The organism is Arthrobacter sp. PM3, assembly GCF_003352915.1.
Taxonomy (GTDB): Bacteria; Actinomycetota; Actinomycetes; order Actinomycetales; family Micrococcaceae; genus Arthrobacter.
This window is the reverse complement of record NZ_CP022314.1, coordinates 2,546,644-2,573,628: the sequence shown is the minus strand read 5'-3', so window position 1 is coordinate 2,573,628 and position 26,985 is coordinate 2,546,644. Positions and strand designations below refer to the sequence as shown.

Genomic DNA, 26,985 nt, shown 5'->3' with positions numbered 1-26,985 from the left:
CGGCGGAATGCGGGGATCAGGCTCGCCGAGCGGTCGCTCGCGGCTGCACGGTACGCCACGGCGGAAGTCTGCTGGCCACATCCACTCCAAGCTGCGTGACACGATCCTCGATTACCTCGCCGGGCACCTCGAGCTTGCATGACGCCCAGCTCCCGAAAGAACCTGCGTCGCGTGGTACGGCAGCAGCAATCCAGTCTCGAGGCACTGAGCCTACGGCGACGATGCGGAGGTCGGCGCTAAGCCGCACGATGACGAGCACCCAGCGATGGTCTCGTAGCATCACCCTGTACTCGTGCCGTGACAGGTAGGCAGTGAATCGTCCAGTCCGCGTTGTACTCTTCACCTCCAAGTGGGCGGACGCAGCCCCCTGAGCGAAGGCAATGTCGTATCCGAACCCATCGGACCACGTCGACACGTGGTCGACGCGGCTGTCAGCGCTCTCTTTGAGCATCGAGACGAGCTCTGCTTCGCCCGCAAAACCAACCCGCTCGCGAATAGCCGCGTTGACCTTACCCCAACTCGTGACGAGCTGCTCGTATACCCCGTTCGCATCGAGTCCGAGCACTTCCCCTGCCGAAACGATGTCTGTAGGCAATTCTTCCGGTGACTGAACGAGCTCGTCGGCGTCCTGAACCCAGGGTGGTGCTGCCTTTTCAAAGATCGCGCCAAGTACCAGATTTGCTAGGGGAATGGGGGATCCGAGTTTCCCTAGGAGCTCCAGGTCCCGCAACCAACTAAGTGCTGTCGCGTACTGAGTGGGCGACAAGTCGCTGTACTGACTGTGCGTCGTGAGCAGCGCCTGGGCACGTGGAATGCCACCACTCGACGGGAGAAGTTCCAGCCAGCGCCGCGCGGCCAGAAGGACCGGTTCAGGTGGAAGACGCACGCAAGTGGCCCATCAACGCCTGAAGGTCCCCCTGGCCGAGACCTCCACCGACCGAAGGCTCCTCATCCAGGTCAGCCAGCTGCTGAACCGCGGGGTCATCGAGGATGCCACCCATAAACGTCAACTTGTTCGCAAGCCGTGCCGCGACCACTTCATCAATGGTGCCTTCTGAGGCGAGGACTGTGATCCGGGTTGTGACGCCTGGTCGGAGCCCGAGACGGTGAATACGGTCGAGGCTCTGTAGGAATCGGCCCGCGGCGAAGTCACGGTCGACGTAAACCGCGTCGTGGCACTCGTGATGCAGACTAATCCCCTCGCCGAGCGTTGCAGGATTCGACAGCAGCACCATACAGTCCGGGTCGTTCCTAAACCGCTGGATCTGCTCTTCGCGGTCCGGGGTGCCACCGTGGACGAGCGCAGGGCCAAACCGCACCAAAATTCGCTGTAGGGTGTTGAGGCTCCGAATGAAGGTTGACCACACAAGCGTCTTCCGACCCTGGGCAGCATTCTCACGGACGATTGCAAGCACTTCCTGATACTTCCGCGACATCTCGTAGGTGGGAAGGTCCTGCATCAGCTGGTAGAGCGACGACCGCTCGGGAACCGGAAGCGGCGGCACCTGATATGCAAGCGGCTCGTACTGTGTGGTTCCGACCGTAAGGAGGGCAGGGCTCGTCGCAGCCATGAGCATGTACACCAAGATCCGCCCAAGAGCCTGGAAGTCGCCCTCGTGTCCGGTCGCGCGGGAGGAGAACTGGCCAACGAGGGCCTCGTAAATTTCCGCGTGCAAAGGAGGCAGCGGAACAGTCCTAAGGCTAGTCTCTACTGGCGGCAGACCAAGCTCGCGTTTAGTCGTTCGCGTGAAGAGCGGCCTAAGCGCGCGGCTGGCGTCGGCGAGGTCGCCGCCGTTGACCGCCCGGAGTACGCTCTGGCGACCAGTTCCGGGCCACACGAATCCAAAGAGGTTTTCTAGGTCCTTGACACCGTTTGGGGCTGGCGTCCCTGTGAGGATGAGCCGGCGCCTGCCGCGAGGGCCGAGAGCGAGGCAGGCTGCGCCGTACGCGCCGTCCGCCCCGAGTTTCATGCGATGGGCCTCGTCGAGGATGATCATCGAGGGCTTCTCCGTGAGCCAGCGGCCGAGGGATCCCACCATGTTGGGAAGGCGCTCGTAGTTGACGATGACTGCCTGCGCAGTGCTGGACGGGATACCGTCGGCCACCTCCATAGACAGCGACGGCTGCAAGCACGTCATATTCTCGTAGCACCATGCTTCGTAGCTCGACTTGGGGCCGACGATGAGTAGTCTTTCGACATTCTCCTGGCGACGAAGCGCCTGGAATACGGCCAGTCCAACTCTAGTCTTACCGGCACCTGGGACGGAAAAATTGGCTCCATGCCGCAACGACAGCAGCTTGGCGATGTCGCGCAGTTGGAACGAAGTCAGGTCTCCTGTCCATTCGGGCCCGAGAAGGCTAGGGACGGCTTCGGTGTCCACCGCTTCCGGCGCACCGGTGTCATTCAGCTGCCCAGTCAGCGTTTGGGCATCGTTCAGCGAGTCGACGACGAGCGCCTGAAGCGGCTCGTCCCATGTCACGTCGCCGTCCGTTGCGTGCGGCCACTTGCTGAGTACCTCAAGGTTTGTCAGAAGGTCGTCGAGCCCAATCTCGACAATGCCTGGTGACCGATGCGTGCTCGTGCGGAAGCCAACAGCCAACCTACGGAGATCACCCTCCAGCCCAGGCCGAGCGATGAGCCTGGCGCGCGTCACCTCCGCCGCAAGGCCGATGGCGAGGCTCGGGCCGTCAGCCACCGTCACCTGGACCGGACGGCTTTAAGGAGCCAAGCTACGCCTTCCCCGGGCGCGGGGAAAGTACGTCCGGCTTGGCGGGCGAGACTTTGGAGGCTGTCGCGGAGCACGATCAGTGCATCGTCAAAAGCCTCGTCGTCAAGGGCTCGCTTTGCCTTCGCCTCCGCGAACTCGCTCGCGCACTGAGTAACATAGTCCGCGGCATCAGTCAGCCGCTCAGGGACCGCGGTCTGCCTCTTTACAAGCTCGGCATTTTGCCCAGCAAGCTTAACGGCGACGTCGAAAGTATCGCGCGCCTGCTTCATGACACCCGACGCCCATAAGACATCCACGGGGTTTGCGCTCTTGCCATCAGTCGCCGTTGCCTTAGCACGGAGAAGTTGGTTAGTGAGAGCTTCGGCTGCTGCAGAAGCGCTACTCTGGCTAGGTAGAACCGCTCCTGGAATGCCCGGAACTGAGACCTTCTCCAAAGCGGATAGATTCGGTTTCAGGTCCTTTGGGAGACGGCTCTCGAGATATCGCGTGTGGAATTCTGCCTCAGCGAGACGCAGGGACGTCTTCGGGTAGTCCAGGAGAACCATCGCCAGACGCGACTGCTTCAGGGTGTTGGCAGCATCAGAATCGGCTATTGCTAGTTTTGTGAAATCGCGGTGGAGCTCACGTAGCTTTTCCTGGTGTTGTTCGAAATCGATCAGGCGCAGGGTCGCCCCATCCGCCGTCTTGCTTCGGTCGATCGCTTCGAGTATGAGCGCGTAGACCCAGCGGTCACGCTGCAGCGTCGCGAGCTTGATATTGAAGTCCTTGGCAACGTCGGCTTCGGAGCGCCCATTCCCCAGCTCCTCGTCGATCGCAATAAGCCGATTGATGTAGGAGTAGTCGCGTCGGCGGTCCTTACGAAGCTGGAGTGACAACTCCACAGCATTGATATCTTTACGCGAGGTGTCTTCCGGCAGAACGCCGACCTTAATATTCTGCTCGCCGAGATCAATCAGCGCGGCCGCTCGAGTGTTGCCGTCGACCAAGATCCCGTGAGGAGTTACGATGCCGGGCTCTCGCTGGCCTACGTCGTCCAGCTCGTCCATGAGCGCGGTATAGTCGGGGTCCGTCTGGTCCGGGTTCGACGGCCGCTGCCTAAGCAAATCGTGCAGGTAGTCCTGGGCAATTTGACCCCAGGGATCTAGCTCAATGGCCCTATCGCGCTCCTGGTCGAGCGTGCGCTGAGCGCGGATTCGATGGGTGTCCGGGTTGAAGTAGAGCATATCGACCGGCATGGAGATCACGTATAGGTGGCGGGGCTCCCCACGCCAGTCAATGGTGACCTTCGCGCCGTTTTCAGTCATCGCCAGCTTCAGGCGCTGGTCGATGACTGCTTTAATTTCCTCCCCCTTTGGAGGAATGCCGAAGTTTGGCATGAAGAGCTCCTAAAACTAGATGAAGACAGTGTGCCAAAGACCTATCGTTGACAGGCCGACGACGGCCACGACACGCGGTCGGAGACACCGGCCGCAGCGCTCAACAATCAAGATCACTCACGCACAGCGTCATAGACGAGTCGGCTAGCTAACCTTCGCGCGCAGGCGATCGACCGCAAACACTTCGTGACGGGCGTGGTCCGCCTGCCCGCGGAACGCCCGCCACTCCCCCAGCCTGTACATTGGCACGCCGCCGCGAAGGCGCACCTCAACCTCAAAGTCACGGCTTATGAAGTCGACCCTGCGCTCAATCTCGTCGTCGGTCAGACTTCCTCCGAGCGCCTTCCGCAGGCCCGCGATCGAGACAAAGCCGGCGTGCTCACGAAGCGCCCGGTAGACCTCGTCGTGGCTGCCCCCGCCGTGGAGGCCGGTCGGGGTTCCGTCCTTATGTAATGCGGATGCTATGGCGACCCCGACAGCCCGGGCTACCGGTGGGGGAAACGCGTTGCCGATCTGCCTGTAGGTCGTAGTTTTTCGCCCTTTACGTTCAGCGAAGTCCCACTCATACGGCTGGCCCGACCAGCCCTGAATGCGGGCGACCATTTGATTGGTCAGCTTGGGGACGAAATCTACTGGGACATGGGGGCCCGGCGCTGCATCGGCGATCCCAAGGCCGTCGACTCCCAGGGCGCGCCACTCGCGCTTCGCCCGGGTGGGGCCCAAGTCGGGCCCGCCATGCTTTTTGGAGCCGCCCACAATTGTCGGTGCAACTCGGTCGGCCCTCTCCGCCCAGGCCTCAGCGCCCGGCCAGCCGTTCACTGCCATGAGGTCATAGAGTGCAGAGCCCACCGTCTGTACTGCCGGGGTCGGCTCAGGCCAGTTGAAGTAAGGCGCGAATTCTTCACGCAGAGCCACGAGGATGAAGCGAGGCCGCAATTGCGGGACACCGTAATTCTTTGCCTCAAGCAGCCGCCAGTCGGCGCGGTACCCCAGCTCAGCTAACCGGTCGAGGACGGCCTGCCGATACCCGGCGAACCGCGGCATCGATAGCCCCCGGACGTTTTCCAGCAGCACGGCGTCAGGCTTCATGCGGCCAGCAGCCTCGACGGCCCAGGCGAACAAATCTCGCTCATCCGACGAGCCCAGTTGCTTGCCGGCAGTCGAGAACGGGGGGCATGGCACTCCCCCTGCGAGCAGCGAGACTCCCGCATGTTCGGCGGGGTCCCACACTGACTCGTCAGCAACGTCCCCGACCGCAACCTTCGGCTCGGGGTGCCCCTCAGCGGCTGCCAGGCGTAACAGATTACGCTCGAGGGTTTCGGCCGCATCGCGGTCAAGCTCGACGGCGAGTGTGTGCCGGAACCCTGCAAGGTGCAACCCCAGACTCTGTCCACCGGCTCCCGCACAGATCTCGACCACTGTCAGCTCGCTCGCGCGTTCCATTCCATTCATGATGTGCCCATTCTTCCAGACTCGCTAGCTCGGTTTGGGACGCTCGCCTACGACATGGGCAAGAACACGGTTTTCGCTTCTCAACTCGATAAAGAACACGTCATAGAGCTTCCCCACTCGCCGCCTACTGCCGGCAGCACGAATCACGCGGTCTCATGGAAACACCGCTGGCGGCCTAGGTGGATACCTGTCAGCCATGACATGATTCTGCGGGACCCGCACACCGAGCGCCGGTCCCGACGTCCGCCATCAGTCAAATGCACAACAAAGATCATGGATCTCCCACGAGCCATATGGCGCGCGTTAATGCTGGCCCGAACTTCTCCACCTCGGTTGACCTATGTTTAAGAATCCTCAACGACCTCAACATGCGGGCCGGATAACTCCATCCACCGAATTATTAGCCCCGGAGCTCGTTGGTTCTGAGAAGCAGACAAATAGCAGGTGGCTCGACTTCCAGTTTGGCTGCGACCTGTTCAATAGCCAGGAAGCGAAATGACTCGTCGCGTCACTCCGGCATAGAGCATACTGTAGGGGCACAGATAAGCCGCTCTCCTCGGTTCGGGCATGAGGGCCCCGCGATGTTAACTTTTGTATGGAACAGCGGTGAAACTATTGGGTTGCAATTGGCAGGTCTGCTCAAGACTTCCTTGCAGGGAAAACCAGGCGCTGTCGTTTCCAAAGTTGAAAACCCTATAGAGATAGTAGCTATCCGCTCGCGTAACAGACACGTGCAACTCGTTACTGGTGATGAAGAATGGTGTTTCCGCACGCGACCTAGTGGTCTTCACCTCAATCAGCTTTTCCTTGCCATTGACTTCAAAGGAACTAATATCGAACCCATCCCCGTCACCTCGGGAGGCACTAACGTGATCAATCCTTCTAGCGAGGTAAACTTTTCCCGCATTGCAAAGCCGCTGGTACTCCAAATCAAGGACGGCCAGTTCGCCGGCTAATCCGAGTGCCCGGTTTTGCGCTTCGATAGCTGCATAGTCAGGAAAAGCGGTGGTAATTTTAGCCCTTCTAGCCGACTTCATATGTATAGTTTTGGGGATAGCGGCGCTAGTCGCATTCAACGTATTGCCTTGGTTTGCTGCAGGTGCATGGCCGGCCTCGAACACCATTAGCTCTACAATGTGAGGTGTGGACGCTAACCGACGCTCGACTTCAGAAAACAAAGACTTTTGATAGTTTAAGGCAGGTTTGTAGCCGCGGAGCGGTCGCAAGCCCAGCTGCATGATCACCGCCGAGATGTTTCGAAACTTGTACTCCACCGCTGACTCCGACCGATTATTGAGTAGCGGTATCAACGCCCTACGGAAATCGCTTTTAACATACGCCCGGCCCGACACTTCTAGCAGTAGCATGTCGAAGTAGCTACGCACAGTTGCGGACACTTCGCCATCAGACCAATCTCTAATTCCCTTTGCCACGCCGCCCCCGTCTCTAAAAACCCGATGTTATGCAGCAACTTTATCGAGATGAACTATACGATTGGAACAGAGTGGTGGGGCCGTTAGCATACGGGACATGCCAATGCCCGGGGTCGACAATCCCTAGGCTTCCACTTGCAAGTGAAGAGAGCGGGTCGCCGTCCCGGAAACGCTCCCAGGATGACCGTCCTGAGGCCGATTCCACGTCCCAACCTAATTCAGTGGGGGAACGGACACACTCAGTTCTTGGAATCGCTCCAGAGGGACGGCTACCCACGCTTCATCCGGGAGGTCGAAACCGCATTCCTCGGCTGCCTTCCGTTCGCGCTTCCAGGTTCCTACGAGGAGGATCAGGCCCTTCGAACGCAGATCGTTCTTGACTTCACGTGCCCTCCTCATGGGGTCCCTTAGTCCAGCGCCGACCACCGATATCGACTCACGGGGTACTACTACCATGGGTAGAAACTCGAACAATGCTGTCAGCCGACGACGTAGGCCATTTTTCTCATGAAAAATGACTTTAAGCTGCTCATGGTTGAGTAATCGAAGCGGTTCTGGCGGCAGATCCGTCCATGGGACAACCTCAAGTGCGTAGCGGCGCACGGCCTCCGCGCGGGGTGAACGTTTGAGATCCCGGTTTCCCTTCTTGCCGGTCAACCAGGCTCGGTGGGTCCGCATTAGCCATGCCGCAAAAGTATGGTTGACCGCGTCAATGCGGATTAGCAACGTCACCTCGCATTGTCCCTCCCGCGGGATCATCCACGTATTTCTGACTGTCCCCTTAATCTCAACAGCAGTTCCCAAGATCGACGTGTCCAAGGGCGGTTCTTTCGACAATCCTAATTTTTGGATCACATGGTACTGAAGCTTCACACCAACGGATGCACGCTCATCTGAGTCGACGGACTGATCGCTAAGGTCGAATCTCCATGTCCGCGCGCCGTCCAAAACATATTTCACTGCATCATCGGTTGCTATACGTAGCAACTCTCCAATCGGCCGATCAAGAAGCCATTCGTATACGCGCCACAGGTCGAGATCAAATTCAGGTGACTGAATCTCATGCGCGGATCGAATGCCCGAGCGTCGCTCATCGGGCTGGCACCAATCTCCAGGACTGGGAAGCGGTAGGCTGGTCTGACTCATTTGATGAAGCATAAGGGATTTTTGACTCTTGCCGTTCCACGGACTGAACCTTTGGCAGGCGCTTTAGTTGAAGGACGCCGATTACAGTCTTCATGTAGGACTGGGGATGCCGGTTTGAGCGTGCACTACGGGCAACAGCACGGAGGGCCCCTGTAACGCCGGGCGGACCGCCCGCACGGGCAGCGCGAGACCGTCACCTGCTCGGGGACAGGCCTGCCATAGCGGACAACCACGTCCGCGAGCCTGTCCCACATGACCAAGGTGCTGTTCGATAAGCAGCTGCAGGCGCCTCCAGCCGCAAGCTTAGGTTAGGCCGGGAAGTGGCGGTGCGAGGCGCTTTGCTATGCCTGGAGGGAGTTCAATGCTGTCGCTTAGGTCAGTGTCGGATAAAATTCTCCTCTGATTTTCCGGGTGGTGAATCATGTTACGCACGGCAGTAGGCAAGTTTGTTGTCCTACGGATGTCTGTCCCGTTGGGTTTCATCTCCACATAGGACGTAGATTGCCGCAACCCGAATTTCTCAGCCAATTGTCAAACGCTTTCACACTGCCCGAGCCTGCTTAGTCGTGTAGCCGCCCACACAGCACCGTTTGGTTCATTAAGAAAGTCGGACGATCAATATCCGTGAGGTCATCGAGTGCCGCCCACTCACTTTCTACCAAGTCATGTGCCGGCAAAGCGGCAGAGGCCGACTGTCAACGCGGTCTGCAAGCGCCCGCAGGGTTATTGCGCAATCCAAGCGAGCCAACCCACAGTGGCGCCCGTCACCCGCCCGTAGACCTTGGCGGGGTAGACGGAGAAGGTGCCACTGTCCGGGTTGGCGGCGGCCGTCTCGCCGAGCGCCCACATCACCAGGATGATGAGGGTGCCGACCACGAGGTACGAGATCAGCACCGCCGGGCCGGCAGCTGGATGCCCGCGCCCGAGCCGATGAACAGGCCCGCGCCGATGGCGCTTCCCAGCCCCATCATGGTGAGCTGGCGGGGTTTCAGGGGTCCGGCTGCTCTCGGACCAGCCGCTGCCGTGAACCTCGTCGGCGAGATCTCCACGCAGCGTCCATTGACTTCACCGCCCAGCGACGCCGTCCACGCCATGGTGCCCCAAAGCAGCACTGACGCATTGTTCTACGGAGGGGGCGCCGCGGCGCCTCCTGAGAGCGTTGTTTCCTAAACAGTCACGCCTTCGGCACGTCTCCCCCTACTGTTGATCCTGCACCGAACGAAACCGTTTACGTAAACCGTTTGCGTGACTGTCATCACGACGGTTTCCGCAACCAACCAGGCACCCTCAGGGAGGAGGAGCAGTGGCTACCATCCGCGACGTGGCCAAGCACGCCGGCGTCTCCCCCGCCACTGTTTCCCGCGTGGTCAACGGACTGGTCGGCTATTCCGACGAAACAAGGGAACGAGTCGAGGCCGCGGTCAGGAAGCTCAGCTACGAAACGGACCACCTCGCCCGGGGCCTGAATACCCGGCAGACCTCGGTCATCGGACTCCTCGCACCGATGGTCTCGGACGCCCTCGCCTCCCAAGTGATGCAGGGCGTCGAGGAGGAAGCCCCGGAGCGCGGCTACGCCGTGATGCTCGGCCGCACCGGCGCCAAGTCCGCCTACATCGCCGGCTACCTCCGCACGCTGCGGACCTACCGGGCCGCCGGCGTCATCCTCATCTCCGCGGTGATCACGCCGGAGACGCGGCAACTGCTGGGCCCCAGCATTCCCATCATCTCCGTCGCCATCAGCGACAAGTCCGGCTCCCCCAGCGTAGCCATCGACGACGAGCAAGCAGCCTACGACGCGACCCGGCACCTGCTGCGGCTCGGGCACCGGCGCATCGGCCTGCTCACCGGGGACCCGGCGTCGGTCCACGTGGCCCACCCCCGCCGGCGCGGCTACCTCCGCGCCATGACCGAGGCCAAGTGCACGCCCGTCGCCGCCACCGGGACCTTCTTCTACGAAAGCGGCGCGCCCGGCGTCGACGAACTGCTGCGCCACGATCCCGGCCTGACCGCGATCTTCGCGGTGAGCGACGAAATGGGCACCGCCGTCGTCAACGAACTGCAGCGCCGCGGGCTCCGGGTGCCGGAGGACGTCTCCGACCTGGGCTTCGACAACACCTCCACCCCCCGGCACGTGAACCCGCCGTTGAGCACCATGGCGCAGCCGCTCGAGGAGATGGGCCGGATGGCGGTCAAGAAACTTCTCCGCTCACGCGACCTCGGACCCAAGATCATGCCGCACCGGCTCATCGAGCGCGGCTCCACCGCACCGCCCGGCACCCCGGTACCGCGTCATTGCCTACCCGTTTCGCGGCATCGTCCGTGGGCTCCTCCCGGCTCGAAGCGACGTTCAGCGCCGTCGCCGACCTCGGTCCACGGCTGACGGTGACCTTGGAATATGCCGATGACTGCCTCGGGCAGGACGGAGTCGCAGCCCATCGCGTACAGCAGGATGGAGACGGTGGCCTGCGCCGAACGAGTATGCGATGATGGCGCGCCGGCGGAGATGGTGTTGAAGCCGGCGGTGTCGGCAAAGCATTGCGAAGGGCGCGCCCGGCCAAAGCCGGACGCGCCCTCCGCGTGCACCGGACCGCCATGCGGGTCCGCAGCACGTGATCTAGTCGATCAGCACAGGCTCCTTGGCGTCCTCCGAGGACTCCCCAACCGGCGCAACCTTACGGTTCCGCTGGTTCAGCCAGCACCCACTCGCAAGAACCGCCACAAGCCCGAACGTGCTCAGGAGCTGGGGACGGGAGTCCTCGCCGATGAAGCCCACCGTGAAGATCGCCGCGAGGATCACCAGGCCAAACACCGTGAGCCCCGGGAAGCCGGGCATCCGCAGGGGAAGCTCCGTGCCCGCGCGGTCGGCGCGGAGGCGCAGCGCGAGCTGGGCCAGGAGGGCGGACGTCCACACCAGCAGGCACGTCGAGCCCACGATGTTGAGCAGGACCGGAAGGACCATGTCGGGGAAGGCCAGCTCCAGTACGACCGTGACAATGCCGAAGGCGACGCTGGCCAGGACGGCCACCACCGGGACCCGCGCCTTGGACACCGAGGCCAGCACCCGTGGTGCCTCGCCGCGCTCCGCGAGGGAGTACGCCATCCGAGACGCGCCATAGAGGTTGGCGTTGAGGGCCGACAGCAGCGCAGCGACGGCCACCAGGGTGATGGCGGTGGCAGCGCCGGGCATGCCGGCGGCGTCCAACACGGCGGCGAAAGGGCTCTTCAGCCCCGCCGACCCCACCGGAACCACCGCGGCGATCACAAAGATGGCGCCGATGTAGAAGACCAGGATGCGCCACAGCACGGTGCGGACTGCCTTCTTCACGCTGCGGGCAGGCTCGGCGGTCTCAGCTGCGGCGACGGAGACAATCTCGGTGCCGCCGAACGCGAACGCCACCACGAACAGCGCCGTCGCGATCCCGGCAAAGCCGCTGGGCGCGAACCCGGCGCCCGTGAAGTTGGACAGGCCCGGCGACGGCACGCCCGGCAGCCAGCCGAAGAGCAGCGCAGCGCCCACCGCCAGGAACCCGACGATCGCCGCCACCTTGAGCAGGGCGAACCAGAACTCGAATTCGCCGAAGTTCTTGACGCTGGTCAGGTTCACGGCCGTAAGCACCACAATGAACACGAAAGCCATCAGCCACACCGGCAGGGCCGGGAAGATGGTGGCCAGCAGGGCCGCGGCACCGAGCGCCTCGGCCGCGATGACCACCACCAGCTGCACCCACCACAGCCAGCCCACCGTGGCGCCGGCCACCGGCCCGTACGCCTTCGCGGTATAGACGGAGAAGGCGCCGCTGTCCGGGTTGGCGGCGGCCATCTCGCCGAGCGCCCACATCACGAGGATGATCAGCGTGCCGGCGACGAGGTAGGAGATCAGCACGGCCGGGCCGGCCGCCTGGATGCCGGCACCGGAGCCGATGAACAGGCCCGCGCCGATGGCGCTTCCCAGGCCCATCATGGTGAGCTGGCGGGGTTTGAGTGCCGCGCCCAGTGCGCGGCCAGACGTCGTTGTCTGTTGTTCCATGGGAGTCCTCTGGTTGTTGGTGGAACGGGTTGGTAAAGGTCAGGAGGAGTTCAGCCTGCGTGGGCTGCCAGGAGCCGGAGCACGCGGTCGTTGGAGGCGGCATCGGCCACGGTGATCCGCAGGCCGTCGCCCTGGTACGCCCGGACCAGGATGTCTGCGCGGTCGAACGCGTCCACCAGCCTTGCCCGGAGGGTGTCATCCGCGCGGATCCACAGGAAATTGCCCTGGCTTGGCTGCAGTTTCCAGCCCTGCGCTTCCAGCTGCGCGGCCATCCGGGCGCGCTCCTGCTTGACGGCTGCAACCCGCACTTCCATCTCATCCCCGGCGTCGAGGGACGCGATGGCCGCCTTCTGGGCCAGCGCGCTCACGGAAAAGGGCAGGGCGGTGCGGCGCAGTCCCTGGGCGATGGCCGGCGCGGCCACGGCGTAGCCCACGCGCAGGCCGGCCAGTCCGTAGGCCTTCGAGAAGGTGCGCAGGATGCAGACGTTCGGGTACCGGCGGTAGAGCGCCAGGGAATTGGGGCCGCTGCCCGCGTCGGCGTACTCCACGTAGGCCTCATCGACCACCACGAGGATGTCGGACCGGACGGACTGCAGGAAGGCCTCGATGCGCTCGTGGCTGATCGGCACGCCCGTGGGATTGTTGGGGGTGCAGAGCAGGATCACCTTGGTGCGGTCGGTGACGGCGGCAGCCATGGCCTCGAGGTCGTGGCCCTCGGCGTCGTCCAGCGGGATGCGGACCGGCCGGGCGCCGGCCAGCTCCACCAGGATGGGGTACGCCTCGAAGGAGCGCCAGGCGAAGATCACTTCGTCGCCGGCGTCGCACAGTCCGGTGATGATCTGCTGGAGGACCCCCACGCTGCCGGGCCCCACCGCGACCTCCCCGACGGTGACGCCCAGGTGCCGGGCCAGCCGTTCGCGGAGTTCGACGGCGGCGCTGTCCGGGTAGCGGTTCATGGTGCCGGCCGCTTCGGTCACGGCGGCGGCGGCCGCGGGCAGCGGCTCGTAGTGGCTTTCGTTGCTGGCGAGGGCGGCAATGTCCAGGCCGGCACTCCGCCGTCCCGGAACGTAGGTCGGAAGTCCGGCCACAGCCCCGCGAAGGGTGGGAAGCGCGGTGTCCGGTGCGGTGAGGAGCTGATCATGGGTCATGAGGACCGATCATGATTGTGACCCGCCGCACAATGCAAGATACGCTCATTCCATTGGGACTTCTGCTCAACTTCTATTGTTTGCGGTGAAAATATGACCAACCCGAACTCTCGCACCCTGGATTCCCTGGACGGCAGGATCATCCTGGCCATGGACAAGGATCCCGAAGCCAGCGCCCTGGCACTCTCGCGGACGCTCGGCGTCGCCCGGAACACTGTCCATGCACGGCTGGCGCGGCTCGAGCGTAGCGGCGCCCTCCGGTCGTTCAGTCGCCGACTGGACCCCGCGGCGCTGGGCTATGAGCTGATGGCCTTCCTCTCGTTGTCCATCAGCCAGACGCGCACCGGAGCGGTGGAGGACGGGCTCGCCGCGATCCCGGAGGTCATCGAGGTGCACGCCACCACCGGGGATGCGGACCTCATGGCCAAGGTGGTGGCCCGCGGCACGGCCGACCTCTACCGCATCACCAACCAGATCCTGGAGATCGACGGCATCCAGCGGACCAGTACCGCCATTTCCGTGCTGGAACTGATGCCCCCGCGCTACGACGGCCTCCTGGCCCGGCTCTCGGAGCAGGAATCCCGCCCCGCCGACTAAGGCGCCTGGCCCGGACCACGAGTGTGCAGATTTTCACTTCCTGCGCCGTTGGACTGCCAAAAATCCCATCTAAGGGCAACGCTCTTGCCGATTCGTGACCCAGCACACACACTTCCTGCATGACTTCACTCACCGTTTCCGGCCGCGTGGCACAGGTTCTCAGCAGCTACCTCACTGATCTCTTCGGTGTGATGGGCAACGGAAACGTCCACTTCCTGGATGCCGCCGAGAAGCTGGGGCTCCACTTCTCCGCCGTCCGGCATGAGGGCGCCGCCATCGCCGCGGCCGACGCCTACTACCGGACGTCGGGCCGTCTCGCCGCGGGCACCACCACCTACGGCCCCGGCTACACCAACGCGCTCACCGCCCTGGCCGAAGCGGTCCAGGCACAAATCCCCGTCGTGCTGGTCACCGGGGATGCTCCGAGCACCGGCGCCCGCCCCCAGGACGTGGACCAGGCAGCCATCGCCGCGGGCCTCGGCGCGGCCACCTTCACCGTCACCCGCGACGCCGCGGGTTCCATCACGCAGCAGGCCGTGGAGTACGCACTCACCAGGCGCACCGCCGTCGTGATTGCCATCCCCTACGACCTCGCGGCACTCGAGGCGGCCGATGAAGAGCTTCCGGCGCCGCTGGCACCGGCCGGAAGTGACGACGTCGACGGCGGCGGCCACGGCAACCTTGCGCAGGCAGCCCGCCTGCTCGCCGGGGCGCAGCGTCCGCTGATCCTGGCCGGACGCGGCGCGCACCTCGCCGGCGCCGGCCCGGAGCTCCGGGAACTCGCCGACCGCCTCGGCGCGCTGACCGCCGGAACAGCGCTGGCGCTCAACCTCCTCCAGGGCGACGGCTATCTCGGCGTCGCGGGCGGCTTCGGCACCGACACCGCGGCCGGGCTCATGGGTGAGGCCGACGTGGTCCTCGTGGCGGGCGCAAGCCTGAGCCCCTTCACCATGCGGTTCGGGCACCTGCTCGGCCCGGACAGCACGGTCATCCAGATCGACGCCGCCCTCCAGCCGACGCACCCCCGGGTGGACACGTTCGTCAGCGCGGACGTGAAGTCTGCTGCGGCACGCATCCTCAAGATGCTGGATGGCCCGGCTTCGCCGGCCGCCGGCACCGCTGGAGCCTGGCGCGCGGAGGCCCGCAAACGCCTGGCCGAAGGCCCGGCCCACCACCCGGGCTCCGCGGAGACGCCGGACGGCCGGCTGGACCCGCGCTCCCTCGCCACCGCATTGGATGCGGTGCTGCCGGAGCGCCGCACGGTGGTCCAGGACGGCGGGCACTTTGTCGGCTGGGCGCCCATGTACTGGCGCATCCCGAGGCCGCAGGACCTGGTCATGGTGGGGACGGCGTACCAGACCATCGGGCTGGGCCTTGCCAGCGCCGTCGGCGCCGCCCGCGCGGTGGAGGACGGCCGCACCCTGGTGCTGGCCTCCGGCGACGGCGGGTTCCTCATGGGCCTGTCCGACCTCGAATCGCTGATCGGCGCCGCCAGCAGCGCCGTCGTCGTGATCTACAACGACGCCGCCTACGGAGCCGAAATCCACCAGTACGGGTCCCAGGGCCTGACCGAGAAGCCCATGCTGATCCCCGAGGTGGACTTCAGCGGCGTCGCCCGGGCGCTGGGTGCCGAATCGGCGATCATCCGCTCGCTGGCGGACCTTTCCGCGCTCACCGACTGGATCGACGCCGGCGCCCGGGGAACCTTCGTGGCCGACTGCCGGATCACCTCCAGCGTCCGGGCCCCGTGGCTGAGCGAGTGGATGGCGGCCTCGCAGGCCGCGAAGGCGGCGGTGGCCGGCTGACGGAATTCACAGGTCCGCGGGCTAGCATGATTTTCATGAAGGCTCCCCGGGACGCACGCTCCGCCGCCGTTGTGATCAACGCCGGTTCCCGCCGGGGGGCATCACACGAACCTGCCGTGGACGCGATGCGCACGGCCGGCGTGCCGATCTCCGCCGTGCACCAGGTGCGGTCGGGGGCAGACCTGGCCGGGACGCTTGACCGGGTGCTTGCGGACGGGCATGACCTTGTGGTTGTGGGCGGCGGGGACGGGACGGTCTCCTACGCCGCCGGCCGGGTGGCCGGCACCAACGTTGTCCTCGGTGTGCTTCCACTGGGCACCGCCAACGACTTCGCCCGCACGCTGGAGATACCCAACGATCTTGCCGGGGCGTGCGCCACCGTCGCCGAAGGCAAGGTGGTGGACATCGACCTCGGCCGGGCCAACGGTGAGCCGTTCCTCAACGTCGCATCCGTGGGCCTCTCGGTGGCGGTGACCGAGGCGCTCAGCCCCCGCCTGAAGCGGTCCCTCGGGCCACTGGCCTACAGCATCGCCACGGTTCGGGCATATGCCCGGCACAAGCCGTTCCGGGCCCGCCTCGAGTTTCCGGAGGGCGACCACGAGCCGCTGGAGCTTGAGGACCTGCTGCAGGTGGCGGTCGGCAACGGCCGGCATTACGGCGGCGGCAACACCGTCTCCCCCACTGCGGGAATCGATGACCACATCCTTGATATCTACGCCATCCTGGCGGGCCCTCTGCGGGAGCACGTGAGCATCGCACGGCTGCTCAAGGACGGAAGCTTCATCAAACACGACCGGGTGTACCACCTGACCACCACGAAGGTCCGGCTGGTCACCGACCAGCCGCTGCCGGTGAACCTCGACGGCGAGATCGCCACCGCCACGCCCACCGATTTCACCGTCCAGCGCAACGCCGTCCACGTGGTGGTGCCCCAGAGCAGCACGAGCGCAGTGTTCGACGGACCGGGCGCCGCGGGCCCTCCTGAGGGCGTTGTTTCCTAAACAGTCACGCCTTCGGCACGTCTGCCCTTACTGTTGATCCTGCACCTTACGAAACCGTTTACGTAAACCGTTTGCGTGACCGCCATCATCACGGCTTACGCAGCGCCCGCAGGCAGCCCTCAGGGAGGAGGAACAGTGGCAACAATCCGCGATGTCGCCAAGCACGCCGGCGTCTCACCCGCCACTGTTTCCCGCGTAGTCAACGGACTGGTCGGATACTCCGAAGAAACCCGGGAGCGGGTCGAAGAGGCGGTCAGGAAGCTCAGCTACGAAACCGACTCCCTGGCCCGCGGCCTGAAAACGCGGCAGACCTCGGTCATCGGGCTCCTCGCACCGATGGTTTCGGATGCCCTCGCTTCCCAGGTGATGCAGGGCGTCGAGGAGGAAGCCCAGGAACGCGGCTACGCCGTGATGCTGGGCCGCACCGGGGCAAAGTCCGCCTACATCGCCGGCTATCTCCGGACGCTGCGGACCTACCGGGCCGCCGGCGTCATCCTCATCTCCGCGGTGATCACCCCGGAGACCAGGCAGTTGCTGGGGCCGAACGTCCCCATCATCTCCGTCGCCATCAGCGACAAGTCGGGCTCCCCCAGCGTGGCGATCGACGACGAGCAGGCAGCCTATGACGCGACCCGTCACCTGCTGCGGCTCGGCCACCGGCGCATCGGCCTCCTGGCCGGGGACCCGGCATCGGTCTACGTGGCCCAGCCCCGCCAGCGCGGCTACCTCCGCGCCATGGCCGAGGCCACGTGCACCCCGGTCACCGGGACCGGGACCTTCTTCTACGAAAGCGGCGCCCCCGGCGTCGACGACCTGCTGCGCCAGGATCCCGGCCTGACCGCGATCTTCGCTGTCAGCGACGAGATGGGCGCCGCCGTCGTCAATGAACTGCAAAGGCGCGGCCTGCGGGTGCCGGAAGACGTGTCCGTCCTGGGCTTCGACAACACCTCCACCTCCCGGCACGTGAACCCGCCGCTGAGCACCATGGCGCAGCCGCTAGAAGAGATGGGACGGATGGCGGTCAAGAAACTGCTCCGCTCCCGCGACCTGGGGCCGAAGATCATGCCGCACCGGATGATCGAGCGCGGCTCCACCGCGCCGCCAAACCCATCAACGGCAGACCGAACACTGCCCGGCACCCTGGAACCGGTCGGCTAGCCCGGCCGCCTAAACACCCACCGATTTACCCACCAACGGCCCCGCGGCATCCGCATGCCCGGGGCCGGGCTTCAGCACGCACTAAAACACCCGCACCCCCCCAAAAACGACAAGGAGCAACACATGAGGCAGCGACGCCGCACCTGGCAGACTCTTCTCACCACCACCGCCACGCTCACCGTGACCGCCGTCGCCCTCACCGGCTGCGGCGGGACCGCACCCGAGGCCAAGAGCGCCCCGGGCAGCGCCGTGGCGTTCGAGGGCAAGGGCCCCATCAACTACGTCTCCTCCCGCGACTCGTCGAAGGCCGCGAACAAGAGCATCGAGGAGTGGAACGCCGCCCACCCGGACGAGAAGGTCACGTTCATCGAACTGCCGGACTCCGCGGACCAGCAGCGCCAGCAGCTCATCCAGAACGCCCAGATCAAGTCGGACACCTTCAGCGTGCTGAACCTCGACGTCGTCTGGACGTCCGAGTTCGCCGCCAACAAGTGGATCCTGCCGCTGCCGGCCGACGCCGTCCCCACCGACAAGATGATCCCCGGCCCCGTCAACGCCGCCAAGTACCGCGACACCCTCTACGGCGCCCCGTACTACACCGACGGCGCCCTGTTCTACTTCCGCTCCGACCTGCTCAAGGCCGCCGGCATCGCCGCCCCGCCCAAGACCTGGGACGAGATGAAGACCGCCTGCAAGGCCGTCCTGGCCCTTCCGGAAGCCAAGGGCATGTCCTGCTACGCCGGCCAGTTCGACAAGAACGAGGCCCTCACGGTCAACTTCTCCGAGGCCGTGGCCTCCGCCGGCGGCACGGTGGTCGACGCCGACGGCAAGCCCACCGTCAACACCCCCGAGGCCAAGAAGGGCCTGAACCTGCTGGTGGACGGCTTCAAGGAAGGCCTCTTCCCCTCCGACGCCATCACCTATCTCGAAGAGCAGGGCCGCCGCGCGTTCCAGGACGGCAAGCTCGTCTTCCTGCGCAACTGGCCCTTCCTCTACTCCTCGCTGAGCGCCACCGACGGCTCCAGCAAGGTGGCCGGCAAGTTCGGCGTCACCTCCATCCCGGGCACCGACGGTCCCGGCGTCTCCACCCTGGGCGGGCGCAACCTCGCCGTGTCCCCGTTCACCAAGAACAAGGCCACGGCCCTGGAATTCATCAAGTTCTTCACCAGCGAGGAACAGGCCCAGAAGCGCCTCGCCCTGTCCTCCCGCGCCCCGGCCTACGCCTCGCTCTACGCGGACCCCGCCGTCGTCGCCAAGCGCCCGTTCTTCCCCACCCTGCTGACCTCGCTGAGCAACGCCCAGCCGCGGCCCAAGGTGGTCCAGTATGGCGCCACCACCAAGGCCATCCAGGAAGAGGCCTACGCCGCGATCACCGGTGCCAAGGACACGGACACGGCCTTGAACGACATGCAGGCCAAGCTCACCGAGCTTGCCGCCAAGTAGTCCGGCCCAGCAATACCAACCCCCTAGCAGCTGCCTGGCCGGCCCCGCCGATTAATTCCCCGGCCGGCCGGGCAGCTGCACCACCAGTGAGGTGCCCAGAATGACGACGACGACCGCCCCGCCCGCCGGCGCGCAGCCCGGCACGCCCCCATCAGCCAGCCCGCGCAACCGCGACACCCGCAGCCGCCGCGGCAGGCTCACCTCCGGCGAAGGCCGCATGGCCGCGCTCCTGCTCTCCCCCACCCTCTTGGTCCTGGCCCTGGTGATCCTGTACCCGCTGCTCTCCGCGGTGCACCAGTCGCTGTTCCGCGCCGAGTCCGGCCTGGACGCGGACGGCTTCGTCACCGACGTCGACGCGTTCGTGGGCCTGGCCAACTACGCCGACCTGTTCGTCGGCGAATCCGGCCGCCGCTTTCTCAACGCCCTCGGCAACACCACGTTCTTCACCCTCACCACCGTGTTTCTGGAGACCGTCCTGGGCCTCTGTCTGGCCCTCGCCATGAACCGTGCCTTCCGCGGCCGGTCCTTCCTGCGCGCCAGCATCCTGGTCCCCTGGGCCGTGCCCACCGCCGTGTCCGGCCTGCTGTGGCGCTGGATCTTCCAGTCCGACGGCATCGCCAACACCCTGCTCGGCAGCGAAATCCTCTGGACCGCCGAGGGCAACGCCTCCCGCGCGGCCATCATCATCGCCGAGGTCTGGAAGACCGCCCCGTTCATCGGCCTGCTGGTCCTCGCCGGCATGCAGGTCATCCCCGCCGAAGTCTACGAGGCCGCCAAGATCGACGGCGCCGGCTGGTGGCGCCAGCTCGGCTCCATCACCCTCCCCTTGGTCAAGCCCACCCTGCTGGTCGCCGTGCTGTTCCGGATGCTCGACGCGCTGCGCATGTTCGACCTCCCGTTCGTGCTGATCGGACCCGGCAAGGAATCCGTGGAGACCCTCTCCATGCTCGCGTGGGACGAATCCAACCAGCTCCGCTACGGCTCCGCCTCGGCGTTCGCGGTGATGCTCTTCCTGTACGTGGCGGTGGTCGCGATTGTGTTCGTGAAGGTGCTCGGCGCCGACGTCACCGGCGCGAAGGAACTGCGCCTGGCCTCTAGAAAGCGCGCCAAGCGCACCGACTCCCCCACCGCCAGCACGCAGAAGGCCGAGGCCACCCGATGACGATCTCAGACCTCCGCAACGCCGCCAAAGACTCCGGCGCCCCGGGCGCATCGGGCGCCGTCGCACCCAAGGCGGACGCCGCCGTCGTCGGCCCCGGCAAACCGAAAAAACAGCGCAGCTGGCGCTCCTACAGCGTGTACCTGGGCCTGGCGCTGATCTTCGCCTACTGCCTGGCGCCGTTCTACTGGATGCTGGTCTCCAGCATGCGCCGCACTGCCGACATTTTCGACAACACACTGCTGCCGCAGCCGTTCTCGATCGAGAACTACGTCAAGGTGTTCGACGGCTCCACGATGTTCGGCCAGGCCCTGCTGAACTCCCTGATCGTGGCCGGCACCACCACCGCGTTCGCGCTGGTCCTGGGCGTCTTTGCGGCGTACGCGATCTCCCGGCTGAACTTCCGCTTCAAGTCGCTGATCCTCGGCGTGATCATCGCGACGTCGATGTTCCCCGGCATCTCCGTGGTGGTGCCCCTGCTGCGCCTCTTCACGGACCTCGGCTGGATCAACACCTACCAGGCCATGATCGTCCCCAGCCTGTCCTTCGCGATCCCGCTGGCGGTCTGGAACCTCACCACGTTCATGAAGGCCCTGCCGTTCGACCTCGAGGAAGCCGCGATGATCGACGGCTGCACCAAGTGGCAGGCGTTCCGCCGGGTCCTGCTGCCGCTCGCCGCGCCGGGCGTGTTCACCACCGCGATCCTGACCTTCATCCACAGCTGGAACGAGTTCATCATCGCGCTGTCCATGATCAACGACCCCAGGATCCAGACAGCCACGGTGGCGATCTCCAAGTTCACCGGCGCCACCGAATTCCAGGCGCCGTTCGGCGAGCAGATGGCCGCCGGCGTGATCGTCACCGTACCGTTGGTGATTATGGTGCTGATCTTCCAGCGGCGGATCGTCGAAGGCCTCACGGCGGGCGCGAGCAAATGAGCCCTGTTCCCGGCCCGCAGGCGGGCCCGCTCGAGGAGACGGCGCTGGCGCCCGCGCCGGACTGGTGGCAGTCCGCCGTCATCTACGAGGTCTACCCGCGTTCCTTCGCCGACGGCGACGGCGACGGCGTGGGCGACCTCGCCGGGCTCACCGCCCGGCTGCCGTACATCGCCGCGCTCGGTGTCGACGGCATCTGGATGACCCCGTTCCAGCCCTCCCCGCAGGTGGACCAGGGCTACGACGTCACCGACTACTGCGGCGTGGACCCGCTGTTCGGCACCATGGACCAGTTCGATGTCCTGCTTTCGGCGGCGCACGCGCTGGGCCTGCGGGTCCTGCTCGACGTCGTCCCCAACCACTGTTCGTCGGAGAACCCGCTGTTCCAGGCGGCCCTCGCGGCCGGCCCGGGCTCGCCGGAGCGGGACATGTTCCACTTTGTTGAAGGCCAGGACGGCGGGACTCCGCCGAATAACTGGCAGAGCGTGTTCGGCGGCCGGGCCTGGAGCCGCGCCACCCCCGGTTCCGTGACGGACACAGACTGGTACCTGCACCTGTTCTCGGCCGGGCAGCCGGACTGGAACTGGCGCAATCCCGCCGTCGGTGATTATTTCGACGGCGTGCTGCGCTTCTGGTTCGACAAGGGCGTGGACGGGCTGCGCATCGACGTCGCACATGCCCTGTTCAAGGCCGACGGCCTGCCCGATTCGCCGTCCGAGGGCGGCGTGGTCGACGGGCTGCGGTCCAACCCGCAGGTCTCGGACCAGGAGGACGTCCACGGGGTCTACCGGCGCTGGCGCACCCTGGCCGAGAAGTACGAGCCGCACCGGCTGCTGGTGGGCGAGGTCAACCTGGAACCGGCCCGCGCCGCCCGCTACACCCGCGCCGACGAGATGCACCAGGCCTTCGCGTTCGCGTTCGTGAAGCTCGGCTGGGACGCGGAGGCGTGGGCCGCCGTCGGCAACGAGCTCGAAGCCGCCCGATTGGAGCACGGCGCCGCCCCGACTTGGGCGCTGGAGAACCATGACATCGTCCGCTCCGTCACCCGCTTCGGCGGCGGTTCGCTTGGCGCCCCCCGGGCACAGGCCGCCCTCGTGGCGCTGCTGGGACTGCCCGGCGCCGCGTACCTCTACCAGGGCCAGGAGCTCGGGCTGCCCGAGGTCGACGTCCCCGTGGAGGCCCGGGTGGATCCGATGTGGGCCCGCGGCGGCGTCTGCCGCGACGGCGCCCGCGTCCCGCTGCCCTGGACGGAGGACGCTTCGCTGAACCACGGGTTCTCGCTCGGTGAATCCATCGCGGATCCGTGGCTGCCGGTCCCGGCCGGCTGGGGAACCCACGCCGTCGAACGGCAGGAACAGGACCCGACGTCCCCCCTGAACCTGACCAAGGCGGCGCTGGAGCTGCGCCGGCAGTTGTGGAAGAACGAGGTCTTCACCACGGACGACGGCGGTACTTGGCGGGTCGAGCCCGGCAACCTCCTCATCTGCGAACGCAACGAGCACTTCCTCGTCGCCGTCGCGATGGGAACGGAACCCGTGAAGCTGCCGGCCGGAACGGTTCTGCTCAGTGCCGCGCCGCTGACAGAGGACGGCTGGCTGCAGCCGAACAATGCCGTCTGGGTGCTCCGGGACTGAGCCGGGCTGTAACTTCCGGGCGTACGCAGGGGCAATTACGAGCCCTTTCACTATTTGAGACAAAATGTCTTGAATGGTGGAAGCATGTCTAGGGTGGCCTTCATGGACGCGCCCCAGCAGCCCGCTGCAATATCCCCCTTTGTTGATGCCGCGTGGCTTGCAGGCCACCGGGACGAGGTCATCGTCGCAGACGTTCGCTGGTACCTGGACGGCTCGTCCGGCAGGGCGGCGTACGACCGCGGGCACCTCCCGGGCGCCATCTTCGTGGACCTCGACGCATGGCTCTCGGGCGGCCCCGGCCCGCGGGGGCTCAACCCGCTTCCCGAACCTGAGGTCTTCGCCCGCGGCATGGCTTCCCTGGGCATTGGCGACCGCTCGGTCGTTGTCGCCTACGATGACGCCGGGGGTGTCATCGCGGCTCGGCTCGTGTGGATGCTGAGGGCGCTCGGCACGCGCGCGGCGTTACTCGACGGCGGCATCGCTGCGTGGGCAGGCCGGCTCGAAACAGCTCCGGTGGAACCTTCGCCGGCAGGCTTCACTCCGGCCCCCTGGCCCGCGGACCTCCTCGTGCAGGCTGAGAGTCTCAAGGGATGGGAGGGCGTCATTGTTGACGCCCGGAACGCCGACCGTTTCGACGGCACTCTCCAAGTCCCCACCGATCCCCAGCCGGGGCACATCCCCGGCGCAGTGAATGTCCCGTGCCGGGAAAACCTTGACGCCAGAGGGCATCTGCGCCCGATCGCCGAGGTGCTTGCGGCGTTCGCCCGCGCCGGAATCGAGGATGGCTCCGCCGTCGTCTCCTACTGCGGTTCGGGCATCACAGCATGCCACAACCTCCTGGTCCTCGAGCACGCCGAGCTCGGCCGCGGTCGCCTCTACCCTGGCGGGTGGTCGGAATACGCGGCCGACCCGCAGCGCCGGGCCGAGCGAGGGATCTCTCCCGTCCCCGACCTAACATGACCGGCGTCTAACGAGGCCGACCCCGACCCGTGGGGCGCCGTCGGCAACGAGCTTGAAGCCGCGCGTCTGGAGCACGGCGCCGCCCCGACCTGGGCGCTGGAAAACTATGACATCGTCCGCTCCGTCACCCGCTTCGGCGGCGGTTCCCTAGGCGCCGCCCGGGCGCGGATCGCCCTCGTGGCGCTGCTGGGACTGCCCGGCGCCGCGTACCTTTACCAGGGCCAAGAGCTCGGCCTGCCCGAGGTCGACGTCCCGGTGCAGGCCCCGGTGGATCCGATGTGGGCCCGCGGCGGCGTCTGCCGCGACGGCACCCGTGTCCCGTTGCCGTGGACCGAGGACGGGGCGCGGAACGTTGGGTTCTCTGTTGCTGAGACCGCCGCCGATCCGTGGCTCCCGGTCCCCGAAGGCTGGGGCGCACACGCCGTCCAACGTCAGCAGCAGGACGCGACGTCGGCCCTGAGCCTGACCAAGGCGGCGCTGGAGCTGCGCCGACAGTTGTGGAAGAACGAGGTCTTCACCGCGGACGACGGCGGCATCTGGCGTGTCAAAGCCGGAAACCTCCTCATCTGCGAACGCAACGAACACTTCCACGTCGCCGTCGCAATAGGCACCGAGCCCAAGCAGCTGCCTGCCGGAACGGTCCTGCTCAGCGCTGCACCCCTGGCGGCGGACGGCTGGCGGCAGCCGAACAACGCCGCCTGGGTGCTGCAGGACTGACGCCATCACCTCAGGGCGGCCCACGATGTCAGATTGCGCACGAACAAGGGACATGGACTTGAGGCACGCTCTGGACAGCTTTGGGTCGGGAGCTCAACTCACCATCACGAAGTTTGCCACTGGCGGTAGTCCGACACAGAAAAGCCCCCGGTTGCGGCCGGGGGCTTTGCGCCTTTCCTGTACGTGCTATTTGACGGCGACGAATACCTTGTCGCCTAGCATGCCCGGCCTGACGGCGAGGACGCCTTGCCCGGCCGTGGCGGTCGGAACTTCAATGGCTTTGTTGCCCGTTGCGGTCGCATTCTTGTAAAGCGTGCTCGTGGTATCGATAGACTTCGGGGCGACCACGAGCTTGTCGAGGCCGTTGACAGTATTACCGTCCGCTGTGACGTAATCAACGGACACGAAGGCGGGCATTTGACCGTTGGCGTCATCGCCAATGTAAGTAGCGGAGTAGTTCACCATAATGTACTCCGACCCTGCGGTCGGCGGCTTATTGAATTCGTTGGCAGTAACAACGGCATCCGTGGCGGCGAGGGTGACTGAGTTGATCACAACGCGCCAGTCTTTAGACTCGATAACCGAGCCGATCGGGTAAGGGTTCTCGCGGGTTCCGGCATTGGCTGCAGGCTTCGCGTCTGCGGCTCCGCCAGTGGCACCTGCATTGTTGGACGGCTGGGCGACTTTGGTGTCTCCGCTTCCGAAAGCGTTGTCGACAGACGATGCGACAACGGAAAAGAACACGGCGAACCCGACGATCGTTCCCACAATCGAGACGATCAGGGCAGTGATTCCCATCCATTTGGCTTTGTCCCTAAGGAACAGAGAAACGAGGGCCAGAACGAATGCGATTGGCAACAGTACCCAGCCCACGATGAGAGCACCGGGCATGCAAGCGAAAATGAACCCGAGCGCCGATGTGATGAGAGCGATAAGTCCGAGTATGTTCACCGGCTTTTTTGCCTTCGTCGCTGCTGTCTGCGCCCCGTCTTCGCGTTTGGCGTCGGGCACCGTCGTGTTCTCTGTCATGGCATTTCCTGTCTAACTCGATTGGCTGGTTCTCTGGGTGGCTTCTCCGCCATGCGGTGTCACTGAGATATAGCCTTGTGTCAGGTCAGACAGATCAATCCCCCCACGAGGAACTATAACCGCCTAAACGGAAAACCTGAGTATTGGCTGGGAGCTTCAGGAAAGGGACACGGAAGTGGCGGAATTATTACGCTTCTCCTCCGCTCCGGTGTGGCGGGCTAACAACATCTAGGTGCTGCGCAACGGAGTCATTTCAGTGCTACAACAGCCTCCGCTGATGGAATATTGGGGACGGTTCACTGACGCCTGCAATCGTCCCAAGCAAAGGTCCACTGCCCTCACGCCTGGCTCCGGCCCGAGGCCAGTCGCAACGACGCCATCGGATCCACAAGAACACCGCCGCCAACGGAGACGGGCGGGGCGTAACGCCGGCGGTCAATTGCCGCGCATCGGTCTGGCCGGTCTGGGCACTGGTTCAAATCGAGGCTTCCGAGGGCATGATTCCACGGGGGCGCCATTGCACGTCCGGGGGAAACGTCGGCGTGAACAGCGTCACCGGCGCCGGCTCCGTGGCCACCAAGGGCATACCCGCCAGCATTGTGGCAGCCTGCAACCCGACGCCAGTCATCCGGGCGAGCGTAGAGGCCGGTACTTGTCGGTCGTCGGCTCACGGGGACGTGAATTGAAGTTATCCTCCTGATCGTCCTGGCAACGCCCATCGGCTGGTTGCCGGTGTTTCCCTGGCGTGTCGATACCATCGAGTATCTCTGTGGGGCGCGGTACTCGTGTCTCCGTACTTATTTGATATTGGGGGGCGGCGTATGAGATCTTCTTCGCCAATCTGGCAGCGCATCACGAGCGGTTCTGCCGTCGTCGTGATGTCGCTTGCTGCGCTGTTCGTGAGCATGCCTTCGGCAGAAAGTGCCGTGGTACCCCTTGTCACTGGTGTTCTTGTTGATTCAACGGGCGTACCCCTGGCGGCAGCGCCGGCCTTCGTAGCCGGCGGCATTCAGGACCCCAACCAAGTTACAAACGACAAGGGGCAGTTCAGCATCCCCACAGCTGAAACGTCACCGCAGCTGGTATTCGAATACGCGCGCACCAACGTCGGTTCAGGACTCACGATCGTCACCAAGCCGTTAACCGGCGGTGCAGCCGATGTCGGCACAGTCACTATGCCGCCCCTGGACTCCGCGACCATCCGAATCGTGGATAGCAAAGGCTCCCCGGTAGCCG

21 protein-coding genes and 1 pseudogene are annotated in these 26,985 nt (G+C 65.1%); 12 read left to right on the top strand and 10 right to left on the bottom strand.

Annotation, left to right across the window (positions count from 1 at the left end):
• Positions 1-16: 16 nt before the first annotated feature.
• From CFN17_RS11800 to CFN17_RS19815, 7 genes and pseudogenes are all read right to left on the bottom strand, one after another.
• Positions 17-766 carry a protein NO VEIN domain-containing protein gene (locus CFN17_RS11800; protein WP_208747892.1) on the bottom strand — a complete coding sequence of 250 codons (750 nt, stop codon included), beginning with the start codon at positions 764-766 and terminating at the stop codon, positions 17-19.
• 103 nt (positions 767-869) lie between these two features.
• Positions 870-2,702, bottom strand: a complete 1,833-nt coding sequence (locus tag CFN17_RS11795) for a DEAD/DEAH box helicase (RefSeq protein WP_261792173.1) — start codon at positions 2,700-2,702, stop codon at positions 870-872.
• Positions 2,699-4,105, bottom strand: coding sequence for a hypothetical protein (locus tag CFN17_RS11790; protein ID WP_208747891.1), 1,407 nt, complete (start codon positions 4,103-4,105; stop codon positions 2,699-2,701). Before CFN17_RS11790 ends, CFN17_RS11795 begins: the two co-directional genes overlap by 4 nt.
• A gap of 144 nt (positions 4,106-4,249) precedes the next feature.
• Positions 4,250-5,557, bottom strand: coding sequence for a DNA cytosine methyltransferase (locus CFN17_RS11785; RefSeq protein WP_208747890.1), 1,308 nt, complete (start codon positions 5,555-5,557; stop codon positions 4,250-4,252).
• 584 nt (positions 5,558-6,141) lie between these two features.
• Positions 6,142-6,990: a DUF3883 domain-containing protein gene (locus CFN17_RS11780; RefSeq protein ID WP_208747889.1), complete on the bottom strand. Its 849-nt coding sequence runs from the start codon at positions 6,988-6,990 to the stop codon at positions 6,142-6,144.
• Positions 6,991-7,203: 213 nt separating this feature from the next.
• On the bottom strand, positions 7,204-8,136 hold the full coding sequence (locus CFN17_RS11775; protein ID WP_208747888.1) for a NaeI family type II restriction endonuclease: 933 nt from the start codon (positions 8,134-8,136) through the stop codon (positions 7,204-7,206).
• Positions 8,137-8,868: 732 nt separating this feature from the next.
• A pseudogene (locus CFN17_RS19815) lies at positions 8,869-9,104 on the bottom strand (amino acid permease); the annotation flags it as partial.
• Between the two features lie 335 nt (positions 9,105-9,439).
• Here CFN17_RS19815 and CFN17_RS11765 point away from each other — a divergent pair.
• On the top strand, positions 9,440-10,516 hold the full coding sequence (locus CFN17_RS11765; protein ID WP_208747887.1) for a LacI family DNA-binding transcriptional regulator: 1,077 nt from the start codon (positions 9,440-9,442) through the stop codon (positions 10,514-10,516).
• A 234-nt stretch (positions 10,517-10,750) separates the two neighbouring features.
• On the opposite strand, the gene CFN17_RS11760 is transcribed toward CFN17_RS11765, so the two are convergent.
• A complete protein-coding gene (locus tag CFN17_RS11760; RefSeq protein ID WP_208747886.1) occupies positions 10,751-12,163 on the bottom strand; it encodes an amino acid permease in 1,413 nt (470 codons plus the stop codon).
• Positions 12,164-12,213: 50 nt separating this feature from the next.
• Positions 12,214-13,311, bottom strand: a complete 1,098-nt coding sequence (gene hisC / locus CFN17_RS11755; RefSeq protein WP_208747885.1) for a histidinol-phosphate transaminase — start codon at positions 13,309-13,311, stop codon at positions 12,214-12,216.
• Between the two features lie 93 nt (positions 13,312-13,404).
• Here hisC and CFN17_RS11750 point away from each other — a divergent pair, with 93 nt between their 5' ends.
• From CFN17_RS11750 to CFN17_RS11705, 10 genes are all read left to right on the top strand, one after another.
• Entirely contained in the window at positions 13,405-13,908 is a 504-nt protein-coding gene (locus CFN17_RS11750; protein WP_208747884.1) for an Lrp/AsnC family transcriptional regulator, read from the top strand.
• Positions 13,909-14,027: 119 nt separating this feature from the next.
• Positions 14,028-15,713: a thiamine pyrophosphate-binding protein gene (locus tag CFN17_RS11745; protein ID WP_208747883.1), complete on the top strand. Its 1,686-nt coding sequence runs from the start codon at positions 14,028-14,030 to the stop codon at positions 15,711-15,713.
• Between the two features lie 35 nt (positions 15,714-15,748).
• Positions 15,749-16,714: a lipid kinase gene (locus tag CFN17_RS11740; RefSeq protein ID WP_208747882.1), complete on the top strand. Its 966-nt coding sequence runs from the start codon at positions 15,749-15,751 to the stop codon at positions 16,712-16,714.
• Positions 16,715-16,849: 135 nt separating this feature from the next.
• On the top strand, positions 16,850-17,872 hold the full coding sequence (locus CFN17_RS11735; RefSeq protein WP_208747881.1) for a LacI family DNA-binding transcriptional regulator: 1,023 nt from the start codon (positions 16,850-16,852) through the stop codon (positions 17,870-17,872).
• 123 nt (positions 17,873-17,995) lie between these two features.
• Complete coding sequence (locus CFN17_RS11730; RefSeq protein WP_208747880.1) at positions 17,996-19,315, top strand: ABC transporter substrate-binding protein; 1,320 nt, start codon at positions 17,996-17,998, stop codon at positions 19,313-19,315.
• 100 nt (positions 19,316-19,415) lie between these two features.
• On the top strand, positions 19,416-20,477 hold the full coding sequence (locus CFN17_RS11725) for a carbohydrate ABC transporter permease (RefSeq protein WP_261792172.1): 1,062 nt from the start codon (positions 19,416-19,418) through the stop codon (positions 20,475-20,477).
• Positions 20,474-21,412, top strand: coding sequence for a carbohydrate ABC transporter permease (locus tag CFN17_RS11720; protein WP_261792171.1), 939 nt, complete (start codon positions 20,474-20,476; stop codon positions 21,410-21,412). Before CFN17_RS11725 ends, CFN17_RS11720 begins: the two co-directional genes overlap by 4 nt.
• Positions 21,409-23,043, top strand: coding sequence for an alpha-amylase family glycosyl hydrolase (locus CFN17_RS11715; RefSeq protein WP_208747879.1), 1,635 nt, complete (start codon positions 21,409-21,411; stop codon positions 23,041-23,043). The genes CFN17_RS11720 and CFN17_RS11715 overlap by 4 nt, the downstream gene beginning before the upstream one ends.
• Positions 23,044-23,127: 84 nt before the next feature.
• Complete coding sequence (locus CFN17_RS11710; RefSeq protein WP_261792170.1) at positions 23,128-24,003, top strand: sulfurtransferase; 876 nt, start codon at positions 23,128-23,130, stop codon at positions 24,001-24,003.
• A gap of 66 nt (positions 24,004-24,069) precedes the next feature.
• Complete coding sequence (locus CFN17_RS11705; protein WP_208751457.1) at positions 24,070-24,720, top strand: alpha-amylase family glycosyl hydrolase; 651 nt, start codon at positions 24,070-24,072, stop codon at positions 24,718-24,720.
• Between the two features lie 186 nt (positions 24,721-24,906).
• Here the strand turns inward: CFN17_RS11705 and CFN17_RS11700 are convergent, their stop codons facing one another.
• On the bottom strand, positions 24,907-25,749 hold the full coding sequence (locus CFN17_RS11700; RefSeq protein WP_261792169.1) for a DUF308 domain-containing protein: 843 nt from the start codon (positions 25,747-25,749) through the stop codon (positions 24,907-24,909).
• Positions 25,750-26,570: 821 nt separating this feature from the next.
• On the opposite strand from CFN17_RS11700, the gene CFN17_RS11695 reads away from it, so the two are divergent.
• Positions 26,571-26,985 (top strand): hypothetical protein (locus CFN17_RS11695; protein WP_208747877.1); only part of this gene is annotated, 415 nt, incomplete at its 3' end.